Genomic DNA, 11,993 nt, shown 5'->3' on the forward strand with positions numbered 1-11,993 from the left:
AGCCGCGCAGCCCGGACGCGAGCGGCGCGCATTTCGGGTCGGTTGACGGTGGAGAACGGCATCACTATGACAATGTTGAATGGTTCAAAACTCGTTGCGACTTGTATCGCAAGGCCGCTGTCTTAAGGCGTTTGGACCCGAGAATTCAAGGAAATTGATCGTCTTTTTGGATCATGGTGACTGGAAGACAGGCCATATACCTGGATTATAACGCCTCGGCGCCGCTTCTTGACGAGGCGCGGGCCGCCATGCTGGCCGCTCTCGACATCGACGCCAATCCATCCTCGGTGCATCAGGCGGGCCGTGCCGCAAAGGCGATCGTGCAGAAGGCGCGCCGTTCCGTCGCCGCGCTGGTCAACACAAAACCGGACCATGTCGTCTTCACGTCCGGCGCCACGGAGGCGGCGGCGACGCTGCTGACGCCGCATTATTCCTTCGGCCGTTCGCCACTTGTCTTTTCGAAGCTGTATGTCTGCGCCGCCGACCATCCCTGCGTGCTGGCTGGCGGGCGGTTCGCGCCGGAGAATGTCGTCCGGTTGCCGGTAACCGGATCGGGGCTGCTCGATCTCGATGCCCTGGAGAAGGCGCTGGCCGGCCACGACAAGGGCGCCGGGCTGCCGCTTGTCGCGGTGCACTGGGCCAACAACGAGACCGGGGTGATCCAGCCGATTCGCGACATTGCGGCTCTGGTCAAGAAGCAGGGCGGAGTGCTGGTTGTCGATGCCGTGCAAGCCCTCGGGCGTATTCCCATAGATATATCAAATGGTTGTGGAGACTTTTTTATCTTGTCGTCGCACAAGATCGGCGGACCGAAAGGCGCCGGAACCGTTGTCGCCCACTCCGACCTGATGATGCCGATGCCGCTGATTTCCGGCGGCGGACAGGAGCGCGGGCATCGCGGCGGCACCGAGGCGGTGGCGAATATCGCCGGTTTCGGCGCGGCGGCCGAAGCGGCTTTGCACAATCTCGCGCGGTTCGGCGAGTGCGCGGCGGTGCGCGACGCATTCGAGAGCGCCATTCTCGACGTCGCGCCGGATGCAGTCATCCACGGCTGCGATGTGGAGCGGCTTGCCAACACGCTGTTCTTCACGATTCCTGGCGTAAAGGCCGAGACGGCGCAGATCGCCTTCGACCTCGCCGGTATCGCCGTGTCGTCGGGTTCGGCCTGCTCGTCGGGCAAGGTTGGCAAGAGCCATGTCCTCACCGCGATGGGCGCCAAGGCGGAGGAGGGCGCGATCCGCGTATCGTTCGGCCTGGAGACCGGAATTTCCGCGACAGACCGGTTCCGGGCGGAACTGGAGAAAATCGTCGCGCGGGCAAGGCCGAAAAATCGTCTCGAAAAGGCTTGAGAAACCGGCTCTGATAAAACATATGTCAGAAAGTCATATTTTTTCTCTTTAGAACTTTTCAAAACTGGCTTATCACCTATTTCAGTTGATAGGACGGACGATCCGGCGGAGGCCGGACAGACGACGGAAGAACGGAGACGGTTATGCCCGCTGTACAGGAAACGATTGATCAGGTTCGCAAGATTGACGTCGACCAGTACAAATACGGCTTCGAAACCATCATCGAATCCGACAAGGCCCCGAAGGGTCTCAACGAAGACATCATCCGGTTCATCTCGGCGAAGAAGAGCGAACCGGACTGGATGCTGGAATGGCGTCTCGACGCCTATCGCCGCTGGCTGACGATGGAAGTGCCGACCTGGGCGCGCGTCGAGTATCCGAAGATCGACTTCAACGACATTTACTTCTATTCGGCGCCGAAGAACACGGGCGGCCCGCGCACGATCGACGAGGTCGATCCGGAATTGCTGCGGACCTACGAGAAACTCGGCATTCCGCTCGCCGAACAGGAAATCCTCGCCGGCGTCAAGGAACGCAGGGTCGCCGTTGACGCGGTGTTCGATTCCGTCTCGGTCGTCACGACCTTCAAGGCGGAATTGTCGAAGGCCGGCGTCATCTTCATGTCGATCTCCGAAGCAATCCGCGAGCATCCCGATCTGGTGAAGAAGTATCTCGCCTCGGTGGTTCCGGTGTCAGACAATTATTATGCGGCGCTAAATTGCGCGGTCTTCACCGACGGCTCGTTCGTCTATGTGCCGAAGGGCGTTCGCTGCCCGATGGAACTGTCGACCTATTTCCGCATCAACGAGAAGAATACCGGCCAGTTCGAGCGCACGCTGATCATCGCCGAGGAAGGCGCCTATGTCTCCTATCTGGAAGGCTGCACGGCGCCGCAGCGCGACGAGAACCAGCTTCACGCGGCCGTGGTCGAGCTGATCGCGCTGGACGATGCGGAGATCAAGTATTCGACGGTGCAGAACTGGTATCCGGGCGACGCCGAAGGCAAGGGCGGCATCTACAATTTCGTCACCAAGCGCGGCGACTGCCGCGGCAAGAATTCCAAGATCTCATGGACCCAGGTCGAGACCGGTTCGGCGATCACCTGGAAATATCCGTCCTGCATCCTGCGCGGCGACAATTCGCGCGGCGAGTTCTACTCGATCGCGGTGTCGAACGGCGCGCAGCAGATCGACAGCGGCACGAAGATGATCCATCTCGGCAAGAACACGTCGAGCCGCGTCATCTCCAAGGGCATCTCCGCGGGCCGCTCGAACAATACCTATCGCGGCCGCGTCTCGGCGCACCGCAAGGCGGAGAACGCTCGCAATTTCACGCAGTGCGACTCGCTGCTGATCGGCAACGACTGCGGCGCGCATACCGTGCCCTATATCGAGGCGAACAACGCGACAGCGCAGTTCGAGCACGAGGCGACGACCTCGAAGATCTCCGAGGACCAGCTGTTCTACTGCATGCAGCGCGGCATCCCCGAGGAAGAAGCCATCGCGCTGATCGTCAACGGGTTCGTCAAGGAAGTCATCCAGGAACTGCCGATGGAATTCGCCGTCGAGGCGCAGAAGCTGATCGGCATCTCGCTCGAAGGCAGCGTCGGCTGACGACGGCCGGGTCCGCGACCGTATCCCGGCTCGAGGCCCTGAAAACAAGAAACATGATCGACATGCGCTTCAGGCAATCCGACTGGCGCCGAAAGACTGAAACGGGACAGAAAAATGCTGGAAATCAAGAACCTGCATGCACGCATCGCCGAGGACGGCACCGAAATCATCCGTGGCCTCGACCTGACCGTGAAGGCGGGCGAAGTCGCAGCGATCATGGGGCCGAACGGCTCGGGGAAATCGACGCTGTCCTACATCCTCGCCGGGCGCGACGATTACGAGGTCACCGAGGGCGACATTCTCTACAATGGCGAGAGCATTCTGGAGATGGATCCGGCCGAGCGCGCCGCGGCAGGTCTCTTCCTCGCCTTCCAGTACCCGATGGAAATTCCGGGCGTCGCGACGATGCAGTTCCTGAAGGTCGCGATGAACGAGCAGCGCAAGGCGCGCGGCGAGGCCGAGCTGACGACGCCGGATTTCATCCGTCTCGTCAAGGAAGCCGCCGGCAGCCTCGAAATCTCCATGGAGATGCTGAAGCGTCCGCTCAATGTCGGGTTCTCCGGCGGCGAGAAGAAGCGCGCCGAAATCCTGCAGATGAAACTGCTGGCGCCGAAGCTCTGCGTCCTCGACGAGACCGATTCCGGCCTCGATATCGATGCGCTCAAGATCGTCGCAGACGGCGTCAATTCGCTGCGGTCACCGGACCGCGCGACTATCGTCATCACGCACTATCAGCGCCTGCTCGACTACATCGTTCCCGACACGGTCCACGTCCTGTCGAAGGGCCGTATCGTCAAGACCGGCGACAAGTCGCTGGCGCATGAGCTTGAAGCCCACGGCTATGCCGACATCATCAACGAGGCCGCCTGAGACGCGCAGAAGGAGACGAAGACATGAATGTCCAGTCTAAACTGCCGCTGACGGCAGCGGAAACCGCGCTTGTCGAGCAGTTCGGGCAGCAGTTCAGTTCGCTGCCGGGCAACGCCGACGTCGTCACACATCGCGACCGCGCGGTGGAGGCGATCAAGGTGAACGGGCTGCCGACGCGCCGCGTCGAGGCCTGGCACTACACCGACCTGCGCCGGCTCCTGTCGAATGTTCCGGCCCACGACCCGGTCGCGATCGTTGACGATCTCGACAGCCTGGTCGACAGCGCAACACGGTTTGTGTTGAAGAACGGGAAGATCGCGGAGGAAGGCTCCGTCGAGGGGATTTCCGCCGGTTCGCTGGCGAGTGCGCTGCGCGCGGACGTTTCGGGCGTGTCGCTGGGCGATCACGGCGCGCATGACGCCACCGGACTGATCAACGCCGCCTTCGTAACCGACGGTTTCGTCATCACGGCGCAGGAAGGCGCGGAGATCGCGCGGCCGGTGGAACTGCAGTCGCTGCATGGCGGCGGCCAGGTGCACACGCGCAACGTCGTGACGATCGACGCCGGTGCGAAGCTGACGGTCATCGACCGCCACGCCGGCAACGACAATCCGGCACTCACGACCAATGTCACGGAACTGAAACTGCGCAAGGACGCGCAGGTCACCTGGATCACGGTCCAGGAGGACGGCGCGGCCGCCACCCATCTCGGCCAGATGAACGTGACGATGGACGAAGGCGCCAAGCTGACGCTCTTCATCGCCAACCTGTCCGGCAAGCTGGTGCGCCAGGAAATCAATGCCGACGTGCTGGGCGAGGGCGCGGAGCTCACGTTCCGGACGGTCAACCTGATCGGCGGCGATACGCATTGCGATGTCACGCTGTCGCTCGGCCATCTGGTGCCGCACACGACATCGACAGAGACCGTGCGCAGCGTCGTGACCGGCAAGGCGCAAGGCGTCTTCCAGGGCCAGATCAACGTCGACCGGATCGCCCAGAAAACAGACGCGCAGATGGCGTGCAACACGCTGCTGCTGTCCGACGATGCGGGCTTTTCGACCAAGCCGGAACTCGAAATCTTCGCCGACGACGTGATCTGCGCGCATGGCGCGACGGTTACGGAAATCGACCACAATCACCTGTTCTACCTGATGGCGCGCGGCATCAGCGAGAAGACCGCGCGCGGTCTGCTGATCAAGGCCTTCGTTGCCGAGATCGTGGAGGAACTGGACAATGAAAAGCTTGTCGAGGCGCTGGAAACGCGCATCGACGCCTGGCTCGAGGCACACGGCTGATCATGGATGTGAAGACACCAGGCTACGATATCGAAGCGATCCGCGCGGATTTCCCGATCCTGTCGCGGCAGGTCCATGGCAAGCCGCTCGTCTATCTCGACAATGGCGCCTCGGCGCAGAAGCCGCGCCAAGTCATCGACGCGGTGAAATATGTCTATGAAAACGAATATGCCAATGTGCATCGCGGCCTGCACTTTCTCTCCAATGCGGCGACGGACGCCTACGAGAATGCGCGCGAGAAAGTCCGCCGTTTCCTGAATGCCGGATCGGTCGACGAGATCGTCTTCACCAAGTCGGCGACGGAAGCGATCAACACCGTCGCCTATGGCTGGGGGATGCCGAATATCGGCGAGGGCGACGAGATCGTCGTCTCGATCATGGAGCACCACTCCAATATCGTACCGTGGCATTTCATCCGGGAACGCCAGGGCGCGAAGCTGGTCTGGGCACCGGTCGGCGACGACGGAGCCTTCGATCTCGACGCCTTCGAGGCGTGCCTGACGGAACGCACCAAGCTCGTCGCCATCACGCATATGTCGAACGTGCTCGGCTCGGTGGTGCCGGTGAAGGATATCTGCCGGATCGCGCATGCGCGCGGCATTCCTGTCCTGGTCGACGGCAGCCAGGGCGCCGTGCATACGAGCGTCGACGTGCAGGACATCGACTGCGACTGGTATGTTTTCACCGGGCACAAGGTCTACGGGCCGACAGGTATCGGCGTCCTTTACGGCAAGTCGGCAATGCTGAAGGCGATGCGCCCGTTCCAGGGTGGCGGGGAAATGATCGAGGAGGTGACGATGGACGATGTCACCTACAACGAACCGCCGCACCGTTTCGAGGCCGGCACGCCGCCGATCGTGCAGGCGATCGGGCTCGGCCACGCGCTTGACTACATGGACAAGATCGGCCGCGAGGCGATCGCCGCGCACGAGGCCGATCTCAAGGCCTATGCGCATGAACAACTCGGCCGGATCAATTCGCTGCGCATCATCGGCGATGCGCCGGGCAAGGGCGCCATCGTGTCGTTCGAGATGGAAGGCATCCACGCGCATGACGTGTCGATGCTGATCGACCGTGCCGGCGTGGCGGTTCGGGCCGGAACCCATTGCGCTCAGCCGCTGTTGCAGCGGTTCGGCGTGACATCGACATGCCGGGCATCCTTCGCCATGTATAATACGCGGGGCGAAGTCGACAGCCTTGCCGAGGCGCTCGAAAAGGCGCGGACCTTCTTCGGATAACGAGGATCTCATGACCGACGAACAGCACAATCCGGGCGAACAGGCCGAAACGATGACGGAAATGCCTGCCGGCGGCGACGCGCCGGTGGAATCGTCGCTTCCGCGCGAGGAACTGGCGCGCATGACCGACGATATCGTTGCGGCGTTGAAAACCGTCTACGATCCGGAAATCCCGGCCGACATCTACGAACTCGGCCTGATCTACAAGGTCGATATCGAGGACGACCGCACGGTGAAGATCGACATGACGCTGACGGCGCCGGGCTGCCCGGTCGCCGGCGAAATGCCGGGCTGGGTGGAAAACGCGGTGCGGACCGTCGAGGGCGTGATGGATGTCGAGGTGTCGATGGTCTTCGATCCGCCATGGACGCCGGACCGCATGTCCGAGGAAGCGCAGATCGCCGTCGGCTGGTACTGACCGGCCTCCGGTTGCAGTGGTGACCCAAGGTCACTAGATTCAGGTAAAAGCAGACAAGGATTCAGATCCATGCCATTTGCCATCATGACCATGACGGATACCGCGGCCGACCGGGTCAAGGAGATCGTCGCTTCGCGCGATGGCGCCAGGGGCGTGCGCGTCGGTATCAAGAAGGGCGGCTGCGCGGGGATGGAATATACCGTCGACCTCGTCACCGAACCCGATCCGAAGGACGACCATATCGAGCATGACGGCGCGCATTTGTGGATCGATCCGGCGGCGATGCTCTACCTGCTCGGCACGCAGATGGATTTTGAGGTGACGAAACTGCGCACCGGTTTTGTCTTCAACAATCCGAACCAGTCGTCGGCCTGCGGCTGCGGCGAATCGGTTGAGCTGAAGCCTGCCGACCTCAAGGAACTGGCCGAGGCGCGCGGCGCGCTCTAGCCGAAAATTTCACGGGCACCGACAAAAAAAGCGCGCGGTTTTCCGCGCGCTTTTTCGTGTCGTGGTCGAAGCGGTTATTGGCCGTTCTGCATGAAGGCGGGAATGTCCTCGCCGAAACCGACAGGCACCGGACCGTCCTCGCCGCGGCGCTTGCGGTCCTTGTTGTCCTTGCGCTCGCGTCTCGGTTCGGGCTTCGCTTCGTTTTTCTGTTCTGGTTTCTCGCGGCGCTTGCGCTCCTGCGGAGCAGTCTCGATCGGGGCTTCTTCCGCCTCGGCCTCGGGCGCGGCGGGCGTGTCCGCCTTGGCTTCGCGCTTTTCGTCGCGGTCCCTGCCGCGCCTCGGGCGCTTCTCGCCCTTGTCCCTGCGGCGGCGCCGCGTATCGCTGTCGTCTTCATCGGCAGCGCCGTTTTCCGGGATCGGAGACAGCCATTCGATTTCGTTCGTGATCAGCTTCTCGATGGCTTCGAGATGCTTCATCTCGGGCTTCGAAACCAGCGTGAAGGCGGCGCCTTCGCGGCCGGCGCGGCCTGTCCGGCCGATGCGGTGGACATAGTCTTCCGCATGGATCGGGACATCGAAATTGAACACGTGGCTGACATCGGGGATATCGAGACCGCGCGCCGCGACATCCGAAGCGACGAGCAACTGGATCTGGTTGTCCTTGAAGCCGGCCAGCATGTTGGTGCGCGAGCGCTGGTCCATGTCGCCATGCAGCGCGCCGACCGAGAAACCGTGCCGGTCGAGCGAGCGGAACAGCTCGGCGACGTCGCGCTTGCGGTTGCAGAAGATGATGCCGTTCTTCAGGTTTTCCTGGCTGCGGATCAGGTCGCGCAGGGCGGCACGCTTCTCGAAATCCTTTTTCGACACGCCGACGAGGCGCTGCGTGACAGTCGTCGCCGTCGAGGCGGCGCGGGATACTTCCACGCGCACCGGCGAATGCAGGAACTGATCGGCGAGCCGGGTAATTTCCGGCGGCATGGTCGCCGAGAAGAACAGCGTCTGGCGGGTGAACGGAATGAGCTTCACGATCCGCTCGATATCCGGGATGAAACCCATGTCGAGCATGCGGTCGGCCTCGTCGATGACGAGAACCTCGACGCCGGTCAGCAGCAGCTTGCCGCGCTCGGAGTGATCGAGCAGGCGGCCGGGCGTGGCGATCAGCACGTCGACGCCGCGCTGCAGCTTGCGATCCTGTTCCTCGAAGGAGACGCCGCCGATCAGCAGGGCGACGGTCAGCTTGTGATTGACGCCGTATTTGTTGAAGTTTTCCTCGACCTGTGCGGCCAGTTCGCGGGTCGGCTCGAGGATGAGTGTGCGCGGCATACGGGCGCGGGCGCGTCCGCGCTCGAGGCGCGTGATCATCGGCAGAACGAAGCCGGCCGTCTTGCCGGTTCCCGTCTGGGCGATGCCGAGCACGTCCTTGCCGGCCAGCGCGTGAGGAATCGCCTGCTCCTGGATCGGAGTTGGTTCGGTATAACCGGCCGCCTCAACGGCCTTCAGGACTTTTTCGGAAAGTCCGAGATCAGAAAATAATGTCAAAGGATTTCCACGCTTCGCATGTCGAAAACGGATTTATGCGCGATATCGACCGCACACTCGAGCCGGGCCTAGGCCGTTGTGGCCTCAAAGTCAACAGAAAGCCCGGAATTCCCGCGTTTAGCGCCCGAATTGTGACTTCCAACCGCATTGGAGGAAAAGGCGGGCCGCCTGTCTTTCCAGCGATCGGCAAACCGGACGCGGGTTCGCTTCGTAAACACATGTGATGTCACGAGGCATCGAAAACAAGGAGGCAAGCATGAACTACCTAAAGTCCGCATTCGCGTCCGCCGTCATTCTGGCGCTGTCGGCCGGCGCATCGCAGGCGATGGATAAGGATATCGTCGACACGGCCGCGGGTAACGCCGATTTCGAGACGCTGGTCGCCGCCGTGCAGGCGGCCGGGCTGGTCGAGACGCTGAAGGGCGAGGGCCCGTTCACGGTCTTTGCGCCGACCGACGAGGCTTTCGCCGCGCTTGGCGGAACCGTCGACGAACTCCTCAAGCCCGAAAACAAGGACAAGCTCGTTGCGGTGCTGACCTATCACGTCGTGCCCGGCAAGGTGATGTCGTCGGATCTCACGGACGACGCCATGGTCGCGACGGTGGAAGGCCAGGAGGTGAAGATCGATCTGGACAACGGCGCGATGGTCAACGACGCCAAGATCACGACGGCCGACATAGAGACGTCGAACGGTGTCATTCATGTCATCGACAAGGTGATCGTGCCGGACGGCGTGCTCTGACGGCTGGCGGCAACGCCTGTACAAGACCCGGCGGAGCAATCCGCCGGGTTTTTCGTCAGTAGCGGAACTGCTCGGCGAGAATGCGTTCGTCCCAGGAATGGCTGGCGTCGAAGAGGATGGTCGCGGTGGCGTCGCGCGCCTCGCTGATTTCCACCCGGCGCACCGACTTGACTTCCGAGTGGTCGGCGACCGCGTTCACCGGCCGTTTTGCCGGTTCCAGCACGGTGAATGTCACGGCGACCTGGTTCGGCAACAGCGCGCCGCGCCAGCGCCGCGGACGGAATGGACTCACAGGCGTCAGCGCCAGGAGCGGCGCGTCAATCGGGATGATCGGGCCTTGCGCGGACAGGTTGTAGGCGGTCGAGCCGGCCGGCGTCGCCAGCATGATGCCGTCGCAAATCAGTTCGGCAAGCCGCTCCTTGCCATCGACATGGATGGCGATCTTGGCCGCCTGATAGGATTGGCGAAACAGCGACACCTCGTTGATGGCGAAGGCTTCGGTGACTTCGCCGTCCATGTCTTCGGTGCGCATGCGCAGCGGCCGGATCGTTTCCGGGATGGCCGCGGCGATGCGTTCGCGCAGGCCTTCCTCGCGGAAATCGTTCATCAGGAAGCCGACCGAGCCGCGGTTCATGCCGTAGATGCGCTTGCCGGTATTCATGAAGCGATGCAGCGTCTGCAGCATGAAGCCGTCGCCGCCGAGCGCGACAATGGTTTCGGCCTCCTCGATGGCCTCCTGGCCATAGAGTGCCGACAGGAGCGCTGCCGATTCACGGGACTCGGGCGTATCCGACGACAGGAAGGCGAGGGAGTCGGTAATCATCTGGCGAATTGGCTTCCGTTCAAATTATCGCGATGCGCTTAGCACAGCGTTGTGAAATAGTCTCTTTACAGCTTATGTGTATATGCTATCCGGCAGCGAATGCCCTTGTAGCTCAGTTGGTAGAGCATCTGATTTGTAATCAGAGGGTCCGCGGTTCGAGTCCGTGCGGGGGCACCAATCTTTTCAATATGTTAGCCAAATCTCATGTTCGAGATTGGCAGTTTAGGTAACAGGGTTCAGCACAAATTGCGCCGTCGATTAGATTGCTCGATTTTGGCTATCTCCGTCGCCGCGCTGATTCGGACCAAATGTTTGATAGGAGTGGCGTCCGTATTGAGGCGGATTTTCGACATCTCATCAGTGGCTTGGGTGACCGCTTCTGGCACGGAGCGAACACTCACGCTTGGGCGGAAAAGAGCCCGCTTTTGACCCCCGAATAAGCGCCTTTTGCGGCGCGACCTATGTCTGAAATGGGGCCATGGGCGGACCGCCCGCTTTTCAACGAAGAAGTTGAGAAAGCAGACCTAATACGGTCACTCAATCGGTGGAGGGGAAGGGCTTGGGATCCAACGTTCTCCACTCAGCGACCCAAGCATTGCTACCCCACGGTGACCCCGAACAGCGCCCCGACCGCCGCTGTCGCGGCCATCGCGAGTGCTCCCCAAAGGGTGACCCTCGTCGCGCCACGTATGACGCCGGCGCCGCCGGCGGAGGCGCCCAGTCCACCGAGAACCGCGAGACCAAGGATCGTCGATGCCGCCACCAGAAGCGCGATTCTGCTTTCTGGCACGAGCAGCGCGACGATCAGCGGAACCACTGCGCCGACGGCGAAGGTGAGCGCCGAAACCAACGCTGCCTGGATCGGGCGGGCCGTCACGGTCTCGGAGATGCCGAGTTCGTCGCGGGCATGCGTTCGGAGCGCGTCGCGTTCGGTCAGTTGGATGGCCACCTTCTCGGCCAGGTCGCGGTCGAGCCCCCGGTCGACATAGATCCGGGTCAGTTCCTCGAGTTCTGCCTCAGGCGTTCCCGCGAGTTCGCGGGTCTCGCGGGCAATGTCCGCCCGTTCTGCATCTGTCTGCGAACTGACTGAGACGTATTCGCCCGCTGCCATGGACATCGCTCCCGCTACAAGCCCGGCAAGCCCCGCGATCAACACTTCAGGCTTTCCGGACCCCGCCGCTGCGACCCCGACGACGAGGCTCGAGGTCGAAACGAGACCGTCGTTGGCTCCGAGAACGGCTGCCCGTAGCCAGCCGATGCGATGCACCATGTGAATTTCTGAATGCGAGAGGCGGCTCAAGGCGTCGCTCCTTCGGGGATGTCGGCCTGCCCGGAGGAGACAGACTGCGGTTTCGATGTGGCAGGTTCATGGGGCGCGATGCGCAGGGCACGCAGGGCGTTCAGGATCACGGCGACATCGATCACCTCTTGCAGGATCGCGCCCTGCACCGGCGTGAGATAGCCATAGGCGGCGGCAATCATGCCTATGACAGACAGGCCGATCCCCGCAACGACGCTTTCGACGGCGATCCGGCGCGAGGCCCGCGCTATCTCGATTCCCGGACCAAGTCTGTCGATCCGGTCGACGAGGAGCACGACGTCGGCCGCCTCGGCCGAGGCGGCGGCGCCACGTGCACCCATCGCGACCCCGACATCGGCC

General features: G+C 62.3%; 11 protein-coding genes, 1 tRNA gene and 1 pseudogene. 9 read left to right on the forward strand and 4 right to left on the reverse strand.

What is annotated here, in order from left to right; translation table 11 throughout:
* Positions 1 to 173 precede the first annotated feature (173 nt).
* From IG169_RS18490 to sufA, 7 genes are all read left to right on the forward strand, one after another.
* Positions 174 to 1,349, forward strand: a complete 1,176-nt coding sequence (locus tag IG169_RS18490) for a cysteine desulfurase family protein (RefSeq protein WP_193177709.1) — start codon at positions 174 to 176, stop codon at positions 1,347 to 1,349.
* Between the two features lie 143 nt (positions 1,350 to 1,492).
* Complete coding sequence (gene sufB, locus IG169_RS18495; protein ID WP_193177710.1) at positions 1,493 to 2,962, forward strand: Fe-S cluster assembly protein SufB; 1,470 nt, start codon at positions 1,493 to 1,495, stop codon at positions 2,960 to 2,962.
* Between the two features lie 114 nt (positions 2,963 to 3,076).
* Positions 3,077 to 3,832: a Fe-S cluster assembly ATPase SufC gene (sufC, locus tag IG169_RS18500; RefSeq protein WP_193177711.1), complete on the forward strand. Its 756-nt coding sequence runs from the start codon at positions 3,077 to 3,079 to the stop codon at positions 3,830 to 3,832.
* Positions 3,833 to 3,855: 23 nt separating this feature from the next.
* Entirely contained in the window at positions 3,856 to 5,127 is a 1,272-nt protein-coding gene (sufD, locus tag IG169_RS18505; protein WP_193177712.1) for a Fe-S cluster assembly protein SufD, read from the forward strand.
* Positions 5,128 to 5,129: 2 nt separating this feature from the next.
* On the forward strand, positions 5,130 to 6,365 hold the full coding sequence (locus IG169_RS18510; RefSeq protein ID WP_193177714.1) for a cysteine desulfurase: 1,236 nt from the start codon (positions 5,130 to 5,132) through the stop codon (positions 6,363 to 6,365).
* A gap of 52 nt (positions 6,366 to 6,417) precedes the next feature.
* Positions 6,418 to 6,783 carry an SUF system Fe-S cluster assembly protein gene (locus IG169_RS18515; RefSeq protein ID WP_428982266.1) on the forward strand — a complete coding sequence of 122 codons (366 nt, stop codon included), beginning with the start codon at positions 6,418 to 6,420 and terminating at the stop codon, positions 6,781 to 6,783.
* Between the two features lie 69 nt (positions 6,784 to 6,852).
* Positions 6,853 to 7,230: a Fe-S cluster assembly scaffold SufA gene (gene sufA / locus IG169_RS18520; RefSeq protein ID WP_193177717.1), complete on the forward strand. Its 378-nt coding sequence runs from the start codon at positions 6,853 to 6,855 to the stop codon at positions 7,228 to 7,230.
* A 74-nt stretch (positions 7,231 to 7,304) separates the two neighbouring features.
* On the opposite strand, the gene IG169_RS18525 is transcribed toward sufA, so the two are convergent.
* A complete protein-coding gene (locus IG169_RS18525; protein ID WP_193177719.1) occupies positions 7,305 to 8,768 on the reverse strand; it encodes a DEAD/DEAH box helicase in 1,464 nt (487 codons plus the stop codon).
* A 325-nt stretch (positions 8,769 to 9,093) separates the two neighbouring features.
* On the opposite strand from IG169_RS18525, the gene IG169_RS18530 reads away from it, so the two are divergent.
* Positions 9,094 to 9,510: a fasciclin domain-containing protein gene (locus IG169_RS18530; RefSeq protein ID WP_428982267.1), complete on the forward strand. Its 417-nt coding sequence runs from the start codon at positions 9,094 to 9,096 to the stop codon at positions 9,508 to 9,510.
* Positions 9,511 to 9,565: 55 nt separating this feature from the next.
* Here IG169_RS18530 and IG169_RS18535 read toward each other — a convergent pair whose 3' ends face one another.
* Positions 9,566 to 10,333, reverse strand: a complete 768-nt coding sequence (locus IG169_RS18535) for an NAD kinase (RefSeq protein ID WP_193177722.1) — start codon at positions 10,331 to 10,333, stop codon at positions 9,566 to 9,568.
* 101 nt (positions 10,334 to 10,434) lie between these two features.
* Here IG169_RS18535 and IG169_RS18540 point away from each other — a divergent pair.
* Positions 10,435 to 10,510 (forward strand) — tRNA-Thr (locus IG169_RS18540).
* Between the two features lie 421 nt (positions 10,511 to 10,931).
* Here IG169_RS18540 and IG169_RS18545 read toward each other — a convergent pair.
* Both IG169_RS18545 and IG169_RS18550 read right to left on the reverse strand, forming a co-directional pair.
* Positions 10,932 to 11,633, reverse strand: a complete 702-nt coding sequence (locus IG169_RS18545) for a VIT1/CCC1 transporter family protein (protein ID WP_193177725.1) — start codon at positions 11,631 to 11,633, stop codon at positions 10,932 to 10,934.
* A pseudogene (locus tag IG169_RS18550) lies at positions 11,630 to 11,993 on the reverse strand (heavy metal translocating P-type ATPase); the annotation flags it as partial. The pseudogene IG169_RS18550 and the gene IG169_RS18545, both read right to left, overlap by 4 nt.

The sequence above is a fragment of the Oricola nitratireducens genome (assembly GCF_014904745.1).
Lineage (GTDB): Bacteria > Pseudomonadota > Alphaproteobacteria > Rhizobiales > Rhizobiaceae > Oricola > Oricola nitratireducens.